This is a genomic window from Flavobacterium zepuense (genome assembly GCF_007097145.1).
In the GTDB taxonomy this organism is placed as follows: domain Bacteria; phylum Bacteroidota; class Bacteroidia; order Flavobacteriales; family Flavobacteriaceae; genus Flavobacterium; species Flavobacterium zepuense.
Map to the genome: position 1 here is coordinate 21,366 of NZ_VJVZ01000009.1, position 13,334 is coordinate 34,699.

Here is a 13,334-nt window from a genome sequence, read left to right on the forward strand (position 1 = left end):
TAGCTAACTAAAATAATATCAATGTCAACTCCACTCGAAACCTCCCGCCTATACTTTCGCGAACTCCAGCCATCGGATGATGAAGCTATGTTCGAGCTGGACGCTAACCCCAATGTACATCGTTACCTTGGCAATAAGCCTGTAACTACAATAGATGAAAGCAGGGCTATGATACAGAATATTAGGCAGCAGTATATTGACAATGGTATTGGCCGTATGGCTGCCATCCTTAAAGAAACAAATGAATTTATTGGCTGGGTGGGACTAAAATTGCAGAGCAATGTAAACGGACGTGATCAGTATTACGATATTGGGTATCGACTTTTAGAAAAGCACTGGGCTAAGGGCTATGCTACAGAGGCTAATTTCTTTTTTAGGGATTATGCTTTCAATCATCTTAACATTAAGGTGCTTAATGCAACAGCACTAACAGCAAATAAAGCGTCATGCCATATCCTGGAAAAGACCGGACTTATATTTACCGAAACCTTTGATTATAACGGAGAAGAGTGCCGCTGGTTTGAGATGTTAAATCCTAATTTGAATAATAAGTAATAGACAATAAGCAATTTTTACGGTTGCTCATCCAGTGTAAGCACTTTTTTATCAAAAAGGTCTACCACGTCTTCATGGTCTTTTTCTAAATTCCACACTTGGAAGCCTAATTCGGCAGCAGCATCAGTATTAAACTTTTTATCGTCTACCACAAGGGTACGCTTAGGCTGAATGTCGTGCTTATTTATTACATGATTAAAAGCTTCGGCATCGGGTTTGCGAACGCCAATTTCGTGCGAAAAGTAAATCTTTTCGAAACACTGGTAAAAGTCGCTGTAAAAGGAGGCGCCGGCTTCGTTCTCAAATTTTTCAATATGTATGGGGTCGGTATTACTAAGCAGGAACAGGCGGTAATTAGCTGCAAGCTTTTGTAAAAACTCCAGGCGGTAGAGCGGAAAATCGGTAATACCGGCGTTCCAGGCATCTTTAATAGCCTCTAACGATGCGCCGTTAGTATGCGGCTGAATCCCGGCAAGGTATTCTTCTTCGCCTATTTTTCCGGTTTCCAGTTTTTTTTCCAGCTTTTCAAGATCATCATTCCAGTCGGTTATCCCAATTTTTGCAAGAGCCTTTACCTTTGCCTGCTTGTCTTTATTTAAAAAGACATCACCCATGTCAAATATTATCGTGTTGATCATAATTTCCAAAAATTAAGAGTTCGTTGTCCTGTATGGCCTGCTTATGTATAAGCCTGCCGCTAAACTGAGGCGCCTTAGTACCGGTGCCAAACGTAACCGGGCCTTTAAACACACGGGCTTCATCCCACATGCCGGCATCAATAAAGGTTTGCAGGGTTTGCCTGCCGCCCTCTATAATAACCGAAAGCAAATTGTGTTTGTAAAGCACTGCGGCAATAGCATGCGGCAAAGCCTCATTAAAAAGCACGGTTTCATACATTAGATTCTCTAAGTTATGCAAATCACGTTGCTCCGTCAAGACAATTGTTTTAATTTTTAGATTTTTAACATGATAGGCATCAGATACTTTTCCAGTTCGGTCTAAAACAATCCGCACGGGGTCAGGGCCTGTCCAGGAGCGCACATCCAGTTGGGGGTTATCGTCTAAAACCGTTTGTGTACCCACAAGTATCGCCGCCTCTTCGCTACGCCACTTATGAACCAGCTGGCGGGAATACTGATTTGTAATCCAAACCGGTTTTTTATCTTCCATATCGTCGACATGAGTTTGTCTAAGGGCAACGGTCTTCTGTGGACTCAAATACCCATCGGTGCTCTCCGCCCATTTTAATATAATGTACGGGCGTTTCTTTTCATGAAAGGTAAAAAAGCGTTTGTTGCTCTCGCGGCATTTGGCTTCCAACATGCCTACGGTAACATTTTTACCGGCTTCCCGCAGTTTTTTAATACCGTTACCAGCTACTTTTTCATGCGGATCTTTAGTGCCAACAACTACATTTTTTATCTGGTGCTGAATGATAAGGTCGCAGCAGGGTGGTGTTTTACCATGATGGCTACAAGGCTCCAGGCTAACGTATAGCGTGGCATCGGGTATAAGGTGCCTGTCTTCCTGTTTAACCGAATTAATGCAGTTAACCTCTCCGTGCGGGCCGCCGTAGGGGGAGGTATGGCCTTCGCCAATAATCCTGCCGTTATATACCAGCACCGCCCCAACAGAAGGGTTAGGCATGGCAGCCCTTTGGCCGTTTTGCGCCAGTTCAAGGCAGCGCTGCATGTAAATTTCGTTGTGCATAGTTAAAAGTTGCAAAGTCCCAAAGTCCCAAAGTTACAAAGTTTAATGTTTGATGCTCTCCAAATAACCAAATAACCCTATCAACAAATAAACAATTGTAGTAAGTTTGCACTATGCATACCGTTACCATTAGAAAAATAGAACTCAAAGACAATGCAGCCATAGCGGCCGTAATTCGCAACGTATTTATAGAACTCAATGCACCATTAGTGGGCACTGCTTATGCCGACCCCACCCTCGACAAGCTTTTTGAGGTGTATGAGGCACCAAAGTCGGTTTATTATGTGGTTGAGAAAGACAGCGAAGTTATAGGTGGGTGCGGTACAGGGCCGTTAGAAAATGGCGACGTCGAAACGTGCGAACTCCAAAAAATGTACTTTGCCCCACAGGCACGTGGCTTAGGGATTGGTGCAGAAATGATAGCCCAATGCCTTGATGCGGCTAAAGATTTCGGCTATAGCCAATGCTACCTGGAAACACTCCCCAATATGGATGCCGCCCAAAAGCTGTATATAAAATCAGGGTTTGTGTATTTAGACAGCCCATTGGGTTGCACAGGCCACAACTCGTGCCCTGTGTGGATGCTTAAAAAGTTATAAATTGGTTTCAAGTTTCAGGTTGCCACGGTTATGGATACTGAACTTTAAAATAACCTGAAACCCGAAACAAATGACGCTCAAAAACTATCGGACTTACTTTCTCGAGAAACTTACCCCGCTATACGATGCTATGGAGGCGGAGAGTTTCTTCCATATTGCGCTAGAAGAATTAAAAGGCTGGCGCAGGGTAGACCTTGCCCTGAATCCTGATGCCGGATTATCTGCTTCTGAAATTAAAAAGTGGAACGATGTATTGCACCAACTCGAAATGCAAAAACCCATTCAGTATATTTTTGGAAAAGCACACTTTTACGGATTTGAGTTTGAGGTAAACGAGAATACGCTGATACCCCGCCCGGAAACAGAGGAGCTGGTGGATTGGATCATTAAAGAAAATGAGTTTAGAGTCAGCATTAAACTGCTGGATATTGGTACAGGATCCGGTTGTATTGCTATTTCGCTTGCTAAGAATTTAGCGGATGCTGAGGTGTCTGCCATTGATGTTTCTACCGAGGCGCTGGCGGTTGCCAGGCGAAATTCTGAAACCAACAAAGCCGGGGTAAATTTTATTTTACAGGATATTTTAGCGGCTGAAATACTGCCAGAGCATTACGATATTATTGTGTCTAATCCGCCGTATGTGCGGGAATTGGAAAAGGCGGAAATTAAGCAAAACGTCCTGGATTACGAACCCCACCTCGCGCTGTTTGTAGAAGATACCGACCCGCTTTTGTTTTATCGTAAAATAGCCATCCTTGCAAAAAACAACCTTAAACCTGAAGGCAGGCTGTATTTTGAAATAAACCAGTATTTAGGGACTGAAACCGTAGAAATGCTGGAGCAATTAGGCTTTAAAAATGTAGTGTTAAGGCAGGATATTTACGGTAATGACAGGATGATAGGCTGTGCTGTTTAATTTTGTTTCAGGTTTAAAGTTTCAGGTTACCACGGTTGTGGAAACAGAACTTTAAAAAACTTGAAACTTTAAACCTGAAACAAGTTTTACTCATACCGCAACGCCTCCACAGGGTCTAATGCGGCAGCTTTAACGGCCGGGTAAGAGCCAGAGAATAGTGTTACGACAACAATTGTTATAAGGGCGGCAAATACGGCCATCCACGGTATTGGGAAATCTACCCCGGCAATGGCAGAAACGCCCACGCCACCTACCATTATCCCTAAAAATATACCAAGCGCACCGCCTAAAAGGCTGATGATAAGTGTTTCGGTAAAAAACTGCATGGCAATGGTGCTTTTCTTCGCGCCAAGCGATTTGCGCACGCCTATTTCGCGGGTACGTTCGGTTACTGATACCAGCATGATATTCATTAACGCAATAGACGACCCGAAAACGGTTATGATACCAATAACCCAGGCTGCTACGTTAAGCGTGTCGGTTTCAGATCGTAACGATTCCAACAACTCATCGCTGCGTTCTATACCAAAATTTTCGCCCTGGGTAGGGCTCAGTTTCCTAACACGGCGCATGGCAAGTATGGCCTCGCTAACCGCGCCATCTAAAAAATCGCTGTTGTTTACGCTCACTTTTATTCCGTAATCTATATTAGGGGCAGTAAATAACGATCGTGCCAGTTGTATGGGTACAATGATGTTAAGGTCCTGGCGGTTACCAAAGGTAGAACCACGGGCTTTAAGCACCCCAATAACCTTAAAACGCGCGCCACGGATTGAGATGGTTTGCCCTACAGGGTCGATATCCTTAAAAATACCCTTCTCAAAATCAGAGCCTATAATACACACATAATTGTTGTTATCAATATCAAAACCGGTAAAATTACGTCCGTTTACAGCTTCGAGTCCACTATTGGGTAAGTAAAAATGGTCTGCACCAATAACAGTAATCTCAGGATCTGTTTTTTTATCGTTAAACTTAACCTCGGCGTTGCCGGCTGCGGTAAACGATAGCGACGTATTAGCACCCGGAAAGTTGAATTTTTGCTGAAACTGTTGCGCCTGCGGATACGATATAATGGGGTTTTCGCGGGCATCGCGCATGTTTTGGCGGCCCACCTGATCTGAAAAATCATAACGGCTTATGGAAAACGTATTGGCACCCATACCTGCAAAACTACTGGTTACAGTGCCTTCCAGTACCGCAACGGCGGCTAAAATGCCCACCAATGCAAAAATACCCAGGCCTATAATAAGTACGGTTAATGTTGTGCGGAGCTTTTGGCTGCTTATGGAACCAAAGGCAATACGTGTGTTTTCTTTAAACAGTTTAAACATGCAGGTTGTTTTATGGCAACTAAATTAAGCAATTAGTATAAAACAGGGGCTTTATGTTACAGAATATTAAATCTCAAATTTTATTTCGCACCCAAGAATCTTAAATCTGAATTCTAAAATTCCCATTCCCTATATTTGCAGTCTAAAATTAAACTACGATGGCAAAACCGGGAATACCAAGAGGCACAAGAGATTTTTCACCTACAGAGGTGGCTAAGCGTCAATACGTAATTGGGGCTATAAAGCATCATTTTGAGTCATTTGGTTTTCAGCCTATCGAAACCCCAAGTTTTGAAAACTCCGATACCCTTATGGGTAAGTACGGAGAAGAAGGCGACCGCCTTATTTTTAAGATACTGAACAGTGGTGATTATCTTAGTAAAGCTAACGACGAGTTATTAAGCAACAAAGACAGCCTTAGGCTAACCGCGCAAATATCTGAAAAAGCCCTGCGTTACGACCTTACCGTGCCCTTTGCACGCTACGTAGTACAGCACCAAAATGATATAACCTTCCCTTTTAAACGTTACCAGATACAGCCCGTATGGCGTGCGGATAACCCACAAAAAGGGCGTTTCCGCGAGTTTTACCAGTGCGATGCCGATGTGGTGGGCAGTACTTCGCTATGGCAAGAGGTAGAGTTGGTACAATTGTATGATAAAGTATTTAGTACCCTTGGCTTGGAGGGTGCTACCATAAAAATAAATAACCGCAAAGTGCTTAGCGGTATTGCCGAAGTGATAGGTGCTAAAGACAAATTGATTGATTTTACGGTGGCTTTGGATAAGCTGGATAAAATAGGCGAGGACGGCGTTAAGCGTGAAATGGAAGCTAAAGGAATTAGACCTGAAGCAATAGAAAAGGTACAGCCGCTTTTTAACTTTACCGGTACCATTGCCGAGAAACTGGATAAGCTGGATGAGCTGTTAACATCATCTGAAGAAGGTAAAAAAGGAGTGGAGGAGCTGCGCTTTATTTGCGAAAATGTAGCAGAACTTGGCCTTAGCCAAAGCCTGCTCGACCTTGATGTTACCCTTGCCCGCGGACTTAATTATTACACCGGCGCTATTTTTGAAGTGGCTGCCCCGGCAGGCGTTGCATTGGGCTCTATAGGTGGCGGTGGCCGTTATGACGACCTTACCGGCATTTTCGGGCTTAAGAATATGAGTGGGGTGGGTATCTCTTTTGGGCTTGACAGGATCTATCTTGTTCTGGAAGAGTTAGGCCTGTTCCCGGATACGGTTACTGATGGCATTAAGGTGCTGTTTATAAACTTTGGCAACAAAGAGGCGTTATATGCCCTTAAAACAATTAAAAAGCTTAGGGAAGCCGGTATTAAAGCCGAGTTATACCCCGATGCTGCCAAAATAGGCAAGCAGTTTCAGCATGCCGATAAAAGGGCAATACCTTTTGCGGTACTAACGGGCGACGAAGAAATTGCCAACAACAAATTCACGTTAAAGAACCTGTTATCAGGCAATCAGGAAAGTGTAAGCTATAATGACCTGATAGAGCAGATTACAGCACTGTAAACCAAATAGTAAATTGGTGAAAAACAAAATCCCGTAAGGTAGTATCTTACGGGATTAATTTTTTGTGTAATGTTTTTTGTAAGGTGTCTAAATTACTCTACAGTGTCAAGAATATTAAACTTGTTAGTAGGCACATTTCCGGTTTCGTCCTGAAGTATCTCTATGCCTAAAATTTCAAACGGGCGCTCAATCTGGTTGCCGTTTGTGTCCAGGTACTCCATAACCAGGTCATCAAAACTGTCTGGGTGCAGTGAAATTGCCACACTGTCGGTTAATTCATTTTCGATAATAAAGTTACGCATAGCGTCAAGGGTAATTTTCTCCATAATTATAAAAGATTTAGGTGGTATAAAAGTAGTAGAAATGACTGAATAAATAATTGTTAAAAATGTTAAACATTGATAATTTAACATTTATCTGTTGCAACCATCATTAATATTATATAAAATCTTGTTAAAATTTAAGGATATACGAATTGACTTTTTGCTAAATTCTTACAAGAAAATCAACAGCATTAACAACTCTGCCTAATGTTTAAACATAATTGGGAAAATTTAAACAACACGTTGAATTTTAGACCAGTCGATGAAAATATAAGGCTATTCCCTAAAATCTATGATACCGCCGCCATTATCTCCGGCTTTAACTGTTTTATTTACAGTGCTATCCCAATTTATACCGGGGAATTTCTTCTTAAATTCGGGCAGGTCGCGGTTAAAATAGTCGGCTACAAAAATTCTTGGTGAACCTTTTTGCGCACGGTCTACATAACTCAACTCGCCTATGTAGGTAATTTCACCTTTTTTAACCTCAAAAGGTATGGCAAATTTGTTGCTGTCGCTAACCATTCCGTTAGGGCCAATGTGATCCAGGAAACTGTATTGTGTAAAAGCATAAGAGCCGGGATCTTTCTCTAAAACAATTAGATACGATTTTTTATTGTTAAAGTCGCCATTAAAAGCACTTTCGCCATTTTCGCGGCCCTTAATAACAATTTTGCCGGAATTTTGTTTTTTAAACTTTTTATCTCCGCTTTGGGCCTCATAAAAAAAGCGGTAAATATCATTGCTGGGTACATCGCCCTCAAAAGTTATGGTAGCAACAACAAGCCCTTTAGGCGATGAGGCATCAAAAGCAGCTGGAGCGGTATTTGTAGATGTGGCCTTGCAGCCGATAAGCAAAAGCAATAAGGGTAATAACAGGTAACTTGTTTTCATTGTAAATTATATTATAGAATGGTAAAGTTAGCAGAAATACCATTTGCACATTGTGCTTACTACAATTTTAATATTGAGAAGATGATATCGATATTTCGAGATGACTAATATAGAAATTTGTGCACAAAATTAAATTACCAACTTTCGGATTGGATGATACAATATTTTTGGGTCAATGTAGTGCAAAGTCAAAGTCCGAAAGTGAAATATTAGCCAGCCTATGAAGTTAGATATAATCAAATTTTTATTCAATTACCAAAGATCGGCAAGGTAATATACTTCTTTATCAGTATAAACATTTTCGTCGCGGCCCTTGTTGGCCGAGCAGGTGTAGGTAACAGAACCATCGTTATTATGGTTAATCTTCCATACAAAAAGAGCTACACGAAGGCCAAATTTACCGGCTTGGTATACCTCGTCGTTAATGCTAAACTTTATCATTTTTAAGTATTTATGTAAATGTAGGTATAAATACGGTGCGCCTTGGTTTATTAATAGGTTATTTATTGATTATCATATTTTTAATTGATGTTTTGAAGATTAAAATTTTTTATTTTCGTAAAAAATCAATATCCTTGCTACGCAAAAAAGGGACTGTCATAACAAATAGCCTCATCTTGTAAACCCACAAAAAACTATTAATAAATCAACAAAAATGAAAAAAGCGATTAAAGTTACTGCTCTGGCATTTGCAATGGGTATGATGTTAACATCTTGCTACACATACACAACTGTAGTAGGTAAAGGTGCTCAGGGAAGTACCGAAGTTAAAAAATGGAATACGTATGTAATTTACGGACTGATACCTGCAGGAGTTTCTGATGCTAAAGAAATGGCAGGCGGAGCTACAGATTATACTGTAACTGTTAAGCACAGCTTTGTAAACGGATTACTTGCCGGTATTACATTTGGTATCTATACACCTACAACTACCATTGTAACAAAATAATTATAATTAGCGGGAAGCCCCGGTTTCCCGCTTAATTTACTTATCCTTTTGAAAAAATTCGCTTTTTATCTTTTTTTGATTCTTGCTGTTATTTTTTTATTCAGCACGATTGATATCCTCATTAACGATATAAAAAGGCTAACAGAGTTTGGCTGGGGCTACCTTGCCTCAAGGGTTATACTTTTAGTGTTATTTACCACCCTTACCTTTTTAATGTTTAAAAGGGCTTACCCTAAAAAAGCATAACTTTATTGCATAAAAAAAGCGCGAATAAACGCGCTTAAGTGTAAACAATTAAATATTTTTAATTGTTATATGTACTGTATAAGCCGGCACACACCATGATAACTACAATAGTGGCGGCAGATATCTCTATAAGTTTGATAAATGTGTCTTTTCTGTTAAAAGACGTTTGGTAATCAGTGTACCTTTTTCCTGCAAGTGACGATTGTTTTTTCATAGCTCATTTTCATTAATGGTTCAAAATTAGATAACGTCTGCCGTAAATAAAAATTGTTTAACAAAGTCTTAGGTGTGTTAAAAAAATTTTAAGACTTAAATTTCGTAATTCTTAATAAATTCCTGTTAAAGGTAAATAATTTCTTGTGTTATTGCTATAATTTGTTTCGTTAAATTTACAGCATATTTAAATTAATGTGAGCAATATCATTATCGTTATTACCGGTGGGCCCGGATCGGGCAAGACCACGCTTATAAAAGAGCTTATTTTAAAGGGATATACCTGCTATCCGGAGATTTCACGCGAAATTACATTACAGGCGCAGGAGCGTGGTATTAGTCAGCTTTTTTTAGAAAAGCCACTGTTGTTTAGTGAGTTATTGTTAGAAGGCAGGGCTAAACAGTACCTTGATGCTAGGGCAGAAACTGCTGATGTTGTATTTTTAGACCGCGGCCTGCCCGATGTTTTGGCATACATGCATTACATAGGCGATTCGTATCCTGCCGCTTTTGATGAGACCTGCCGCGAACATACGTATACTAAAGCGTTCTTTTTGCCGCCATGGGAAGAAATTTATACAGCCGACCAGGCGCGTTATGAAAATTACCAACAGGCAGAACTTATAGGCAGCCATTTGCAGGAAACCTATACACAATATGGCTATAATTTAATAGAAGTGCCCAAAGACACGCCCCAAAACAGGATAGATTTTATACTGGGGCATCTTTCCTGAATATTATGGAGCAACAGGCTTTAGAGATCCTGAAAAAATACTGGCAGCACGACAGCTTTCGCGAACCGCAGGATAAAATTATTGCTGAGGTTTTACAAGGCAGGGATACCTTTGCCCTTATGCCAACCGGTGGGGGCAAGTCAATTTGCTTTCAGGTGCCGGGGATGATGAAGGAGGGGCTGTGCCTGGTTGTATCGCCACTTATAGCATTAATGAAAGACCAGGTGCAAAACCTGGCTAAGCGTAACATAAAAGCCATAGCGCTAACGGGCAGCCTTTCGGTAAACGAAATAAGCGACCTGCTGGATAATTGTCGTTTTGGCAATTACAAATTCCTGTATCTGTCTCCGGAACGCCTGCAGGCCGACTGGATCATAGAGCGCTTAAAAGAACTGCCTATAAACCTTGTGGCGATAGATGAAGCACACTGCGTATCGCAATGGGGGCATGATTTTCGTCCGGCGTACTTAAAAATATCGGCACTAAAAAAGCATTTGCCCCACGTGCCTTTTATGGCGCTAACAGCATCGGCAACACATAGGGTGCAGGAAGATATTGTTACCCAGTTGGCGTTAACCAACCCCGTTGTATTTAAAAAATCTTTTGCGAGGGAAAATATTGCCTACATGGTTTTTGAGGTTGAAGATAAGCTGCACCGCCTTCAGCAGATACTTACTAAAAATCCGGGGCCATCTATTATATATGTGCGCAACCGCAAAGCCTGCCATGATGTGGCACAGCAGTTACGGTCGTTTGGCTTTAGCGCAACATTTTACCATGGCGGACTAAAAGAGAAAGAAAAAGAGGCTAACATGCAGCTTTGGCTGGCCGAAAAAGCACAGGTTATTGTGGCTACCAATGCTTTTGGGATGGGTATAGACAAGCCTAATGTAAAGACGGTGCTGCACATACAACTACCCGAAAATATAGAAAATTACTATCAGGAAGCGGGCAGGGCAGGGCGTAACGGGCAAAAAGCCTTTGCAGTTATGCTGGTAAATGCATCGGACATTAAAACTACCAAAAGCCAGTTTATAGAAGTGCTGCCCGATAAAAAGTTTCTTAAGGAGGTATATCTTAAGCTGAATACCTTTTTACAAATTGCCTATGGCGAGGGCATGGGGCAAACCTATCCGTTTAACTTTAACGAGTTTTGCCATAAGTATAAATTCCCGGCGGTTAAGGCTTTTAATGCGCTTCAGTTTTTAGACCGTCAGGGAATATTAACACTCAGCAAAGAGTTTACCGAGAAGGTTAACCTGCAATTTATAATTCCCAGTAAAGAGGTAGTGCGCTACATAAGCCTTAACTCGGCCGATGAAGAGCCTATACTGACCATACTTCGTAATTATACCGGTATTTTTGAGATGGAAACTGCCATCAATACAGCCATGATAACCAAAAAGGCAAACATATCTGAAGCAGCGCTTATAGATATGCTTCAAAAACTGGAGCAAAAGGGCGTAGTGGCACTCCGCACCAGCGGTAATGATAGCAGTATTGTTTTTAATGAAGTTAGGGAAGACGAGCATACCATTAACAGGGTATCTAAATTTTTAGAACAGCAAAATGCCATCAAGCTTAAGCAGTTTGAAAGCGCCGTGCAGTATGTTACCGATGTATCCCATTGTAAGGCGCGCATGATACTGGAATATTTTGATGAGGAAACCACGGCCGACTGTGGTATATGTTCGTATTGCATTAACAAAGCCCGTAAGCCTAAAAGCCCCATAGAAACCGCTACAGCTATTTTAGAGATTTTAAAGGAAGAAAGCATAAATTCGCGCGATATAGAAACGCGGCTTGAGCTCACAGCTCAGGAAACCGTTTTTGCGCTGCAATTGCTGCTGGAAAACGAAAGGATAACAATTAACGATTACAATCAATACACAATAAAGTAATGGAAAAGCTTAAGATAGTTTTTATGGGTACCCCTGATTTTGCTGTGGGTATACTGGATGCCATATACCAGCGAAATTATGATATAGCAGCCGTTATTACCGCCGCCGATAAGCCTGCGGGCAGGGGGCAAAAGGTAAAATATTCGGCGGTAAAAGAATATGCTTTAGAGAAAGGCCTGCCGTTGTTGCAGCCCACTAACCTAAAAGACGAAGCTTTTTTAGAAGAGCTTAAAAGTTATAAAGCTAACCTTCAGGTGGTGGTAGCCTTCCGTATGCTGCCAGAAGCAGTGTGGAAAATGCCTAAACTGGGCACGTTTAACCTGCATGCATCATTACTGCCACAATACAGGGGTGCTGCACCTATAAACTGGGCGGTTATTAATGGTGAAGAGAAAACCGGTGTTACCACCTTTTTTATAGACGATAAGATTGATACCGGTGCCATGATACTTAAGGCCGAGACTGAGATAGGGGCTAATGAGTCAGCGGGGGAGCTGCACGACAGGCTAATGAACCTTGGCAAAGATACGGTGATTAAAACTCTTGCTCTTATAGAGGGTGGCAATGCTAAAACTACCATTCAGCCCGCTGATGATGATGTTAAAACGGCTTACAAGCTTAATAAGGAGAATTGCAAGATAGACTGGCAAAAACCGGGGCAGGAAATTTTTAACCTTGTCAGAGGGCTTAGCCCATACCCGGCAGCGTGGACCCTAATGCAGGATAACGGGCAGGAATGGAATGTAAAAGTATATGAAACAGCTTTTACACCTGATGAACATGATATTGGTATAGGTTCGATAATTACCGATAAAAAAGAGATTAAAGTGGCGGTGAAAGACGGTTTTATACAAATTAAGAGCTTACAGATGCCCGGAAGAAAGAAAATTACGGCTCAAGAGCTCTTAAACGGCATGACATTTACTGTAAATGCTACGGTTTTTTAGCTTATTTTAACTTGATTTTATAATATTCTGATTAAACAAGCAGTATTATTAACATTTTGAAAAAAGTTATCAACAATTAAAATGAAATGTGTAGAAAACGCTTGCGTAGTTTGTATTTCCTATTAAATTTGTAGAATAGGAATTGAAAAAACAATAATTTTAACCAAACAATTAATAACAATTATTATGAACAAATCAGAATTAATCGATGCAATGGCTGCTGATGCAGGAATTTCTAAAGGTGCAGCAAAAAAAGCTTTAGAGTCTTTTATAGAGAACGTTAGTGGTGCCCTAAACAAAGGTGGAAGAGTTTCACTTGTTGGTTTTGGCTCATTCTCTGTATCAAGCAGGGCTGCAAGGGAAGGTAGAAATCCTCAAACTGGTAAATCTATAAGCATCGCGGCTAAGAACGTAGTGAAATTTAAGCCGGGAGCTGAGCTTGATGGCCACGTAAACACTAAATAATTAATTGTTACGGTAC

General features: G+C 41.1%; 17 protein-coding genes. 10 read left to right on the forward strand and 7 right to left on the reverse strand.

Annotation, left to right across the window (positions count from 1 at the left end):
* The first annotated feature begins 21 nt into the window (after nt 1-21).
* The gene (locus FMM05_RS13770; protein ID WP_143373978.1) at nt 22-555 is read left to right on the forward strand and encodes a GNAT family N-acetyltransferase; all 534 of its coding nucleotides are present in this window, start codon (nt 22-24) and stop codon (nt 553-555) included.
* Between the two features lie 17 nt (nt 556-572).
* Here the strand turns inward: FMM05_RS13770 and FMM05_RS13775 are convergent, their stop codons facing one another.
* A complete protein-coding gene (locus tag FMM05_RS13775) occupies nt 573-1,193 on the reverse strand; it encodes an HAD family hydrolase (protein ID WP_143373979.1) in 621 nt (206 codons plus the stop codon).
* Nucleotides 1,171-2,265, reverse strand: coding sequence for a bifunctional diaminohydroxyphosphoribosylaminopyrimidine deaminase/5-amino-6-(5-phosphoribosylamino)uracil reductase RibD (gene ribD, locus FMM05_RS13780; RefSeq protein WP_143373980.1), 1,095 nt, complete (start codon nt 2,263-2,265; stop codon nt 1,171-1,173). The genes FMM05_RS13775 and ribD overlap by 23 nt, the downstream gene beginning before the upstream one ends.
* Nucleotides 2,266-2,378: 113 nt before the next feature.
* Here ribD and FMM05_RS13785 point away from each other — a divergent pair, with 113 nt between their 5' ends.
* Both FMM05_RS13785 and prmC read left to right on the forward strand, forming a co-directional pair.
* Nucleotides 2,379-2,864 carry a GNAT family N-acetyltransferase gene (locus FMM05_RS13785; protein WP_143373981.1) on the forward strand — a complete coding sequence of 162 codons (486 nt, stop codon included), beginning with the start codon at nt 2,379-2,381 and terminating at the stop codon, nt 2,862-2,864.
* A 70-nt stretch (nt 2,865-2,934) separates the two neighbouring features.
* Complete coding sequence (gene prmC, locus FMM05_RS13790) at nt 2,935-3,780, forward strand: peptide chain release factor N(5)-glutamine methyltransferase (RefSeq protein WP_143373982.1); 846 nt, start codon at nt 2,935-2,937, stop codon at nt 3,778-3,780.
* Between the two features lie 86 nt (nt 3,781-3,866).
* On the opposite strand, the gene FMM05_RS13795 is transcribed toward prmC, so the two are convergent.
* Nucleotides 3,867-5,114, reverse strand: a complete 1,248-nt coding sequence (locus tag FMM05_RS13795) for an ABC transporter permease (protein ID WP_143373983.1) — start codon at nt 5,112-5,114, stop codon at nt 3,867-3,869.
* A 158-nt stretch (nt 5,115-5,272) separates the two neighbouring features.
* Here FMM05_RS13795 and hisS point away from each other — a divergent pair, with 158 nt between their 5' ends.
* On the forward strand, nt 5,273-6,646 hold the full coding sequence (gene hisS, locus FMM05_RS13800; protein WP_143373984.1) for a histidine--tRNA ligase: 1,374 nt from the start codon (nt 5,273-5,275) through the stop codon (nt 6,644-6,646).
* A 92-nt stretch (nt 6,647-6,738) separates the two neighbouring features.
* Here hisS and FMM05_RS13805 read toward each other — a convergent pair whose 3' ends face one another.
* The 3 genes from FMM05_RS13805 to FMM05_RS13815 all read right to left on the reverse strand — a co-directional run bounded on the left by FMM05_RS13805 (nt 6,739) and on the right by FMM05_RS13815 (nt 8,304).
* On the reverse strand, nt 6,739-6,972 hold the full coding sequence (locus FMM05_RS13805; protein WP_143373985.1) for a hypothetical protein: 234 nt from the start codon (nt 6,970-6,972) through the stop codon (nt 6,739-6,741).
* A 273-nt stretch (nt 6,973-7,245) separates the two neighbouring features.
* Entirely contained in the window at nt 7,246-7,863 is a 618-nt protein-coding gene (locus FMM05_RS13810; protein ID WP_143373986.1) for a hypothetical protein, read from the reverse strand.
* A 252-nt stretch (nt 7,864-8,115) separates the two neighbouring features.
* Complete coding sequence (locus FMM05_RS13815) at nt 8,116-8,304, reverse strand: hypothetical protein (RefSeq protein ID WP_143373987.1); 189 nt, start codon at nt 8,302-8,304, stop codon at nt 8,116-8,118.
* 214 nt (nt 8,305-8,518) lie between these two features.
* Here FMM05_RS13815 and FMM05_RS13820 point away from each other — a divergent pair, with 214 nt between their 5' ends.
* Complete coding sequence (locus FMM05_RS13820; protein ID WP_143373988.1) at nt 8,519-8,812, forward strand: Bor family protein; 294 nt, start codon at nt 8,519-8,521, stop codon at nt 8,810-8,812.
* Between the two features lie 48 nt (nt 8,813-8,860).
* Nucleotides 8,861-9,058 (forward strand): hypothetical protein, encoded by a 198-nt coding sequence (locus FMM05_RS13825; protein ID WP_143373989.1) that lies wholly within the window; start codon nt 8,861-8,863, stop codon nt 9,056-9,058.
* Nucleotides 9,059-9,116: 58 nt separating this feature from the next.
* Here FMM05_RS13825 and FMM05_RS21020 read toward each other — a convergent pair whose 3' ends face one another.
* The gene (locus tag FMM05_RS21020) at nt 9,117-9,272 is read right to left on the reverse strand and encodes a hypothetical protein (protein ID WP_185965595.1); all 156 of its coding nucleotides are present in this window, start codon (nt 9,270-9,272) and stop codon (nt 9,117-9,119) included.
* A 196-nt stretch (nt 9,273-9,468) separates the two neighbouring features.
* On the opposite strand from FMM05_RS21020, the gene FMM05_RS13830 reads away from it, so the two are divergent.
* The 4 genes from FMM05_RS13830 (at nt 9,469) to FMM05_RS13845 (ending at nt 13,318) form a co-directional block, all read left to right on the forward strand.
* The gene (locus FMM05_RS13830) at nt 9,469-10,005 is read left to right on the forward strand and encodes an AAA family ATPase (protein ID WP_143373990.1); all 537 of its coding nucleotides are present in this window, start codon (nt 9,469-9,471) and stop codon (nt 10,003-10,005) included.
* A gap of 5 nt (nt 10,006-10,010) precedes the next feature.
* Entirely contained in the window at nt 10,011-11,906 is a 1,896-nt protein-coding gene (locus FMM05_RS13835) for a RecQ family ATP-dependent DNA helicase (protein WP_143373991.1), read from the forward strand.
* On the forward strand, nt 11,906-12,853 hold the full coding sequence (gene fmt, locus FMM05_RS13840; protein WP_143373992.1) for a methionyl-tRNA formyltransferase: 948 nt from the start codon (nt 11,906-11,908) through the stop codon (nt 12,851-12,853). Before FMM05_RS13835 ends, fmt begins: the two co-directional genes overlap by 1 nt.
* Before the next feature lie 186 nt (nt 12,854-13,039).
* Nucleotides 13,040-13,318 carry an HU family DNA-binding protein gene (locus FMM05_RS13845; protein ID WP_143373993.1) on the forward strand — a complete coding sequence of 93 codons (279 nt, stop codon included), beginning with the start codon at nt 13,040-13,042 and terminating at the stop codon, nt 13,316-13,318.
* The last annotated feature ends 16 nt before the right edge of the window (nt 13,319-13,334 follow it).

What these genes read in the sequence shown, in the direction of transcription:
- FMM05_RS13770 (WP_143373978.1), top strand. Translation starts at nt 22, where the DNA reads ATGTCAACTCCACTCGAAACCTCCCGCCTATACTTTCGCGAACTCCAG.
- FMM05_RS13775 (WP_143373979.1), bottom strand. Translation starts at nt 1,193, where the DNA reads ATGATCAACACGATAATATTTGACATGGGTGATGTCTTTTTAAATAAA.
- ribD (WP_143373980.1), bottom strand. Translation starts at nt 2,265, where the DNA reads ATGCACAACGAAATTTACATGCAGCGCTGCCTTGAACTGGCGCAAAAC.
- FMM05_RS13785 (WP_143373981.1), top strand. Translation starts at nt 2,379, where the DNA reads ATGCATACCGTTACCATTAGAAAAATAGAACTCAAAGACAATGCAGCC.
- prmC (WP_143373982.1), top strand. Translation starts at nt 2,935, where the DNA reads ATGACGCTCAAAAACTATCGGACTTACTTTCTCGAGAAACTTACCCCG.
- FMM05_RS13795 (WP_143373983.1), bottom strand. Translation starts at nt 5,114, where the DNA reads ATGTTTAAACTGTTTAAAGAAAACACACGTATTGCCTTTGGTTCCATA.
- hisS (WP_143373984.1), top strand. Translation starts at nt 5,273, where the DNA reads ATGGCAAAACCGGGAATACCAAGAGGCACAAGAGATTTTTCACCTACA.
- FMM05_RS13805 (WP_143373985.1), bottom strand. Translation starts at nt 6,972, where the DNA reads ATGGAGAAAATTACCCTTGACGCTATGCGTAACTTTATTATCGAAAAT.
- FMM05_RS13810 (WP_143373986.1), bottom strand. Translation starts at nt 7,863, where the DNA reads ATGAAAACAAGTTACCTGTTATTACCCTTATTGCTTTTGCTTATCGGC.
- FMM05_RS13815 (WP_143373987.1), bottom strand. Translation starts at nt 8,304, where the DNA reads ATGATAAAGTTTAGCATTAACGACGAGGTATACCAAGCCGGTAAATTT.
- FMM05_RS13820 (WP_143373988.1), top strand. Translation starts at nt 8,519, where the DNA reads ATGAAAAAAGCGATTAAAGTTACTGCTCTGGCATTTGCAATGGGTATG.
- FMM05_RS21020 (WP_185965595.1), bottom strand. Translation starts at nt 9,272, where the DNA reads ATGAAAAAACAATCGTCACTTGCAGGAAAAAGGTACACTGATTACCAA.
- FMM05_RS13835 (WP_143373991.1), top strand. Translation starts at nt 10,011, where the DNA reads ATGGAGCAACAGGCTTTAGAGATCCTGAAAAAATACTGGCAGCACGAC.
- fmt (WP_143373992.1), top strand. Translation starts at nt 11,906, where the DNA reads ATGGAAAAGCTTAAGATAGTTTTTATGGGTACCCCTGATTTTGCTGTG.
- FMM05_RS13845 (WP_143373993.1), top strand. Translation starts at nt 13,040, where the DNA reads ATGAACAAATCAGAATTAATCGATGCAATGGCTGCTGATGCAGGAATT.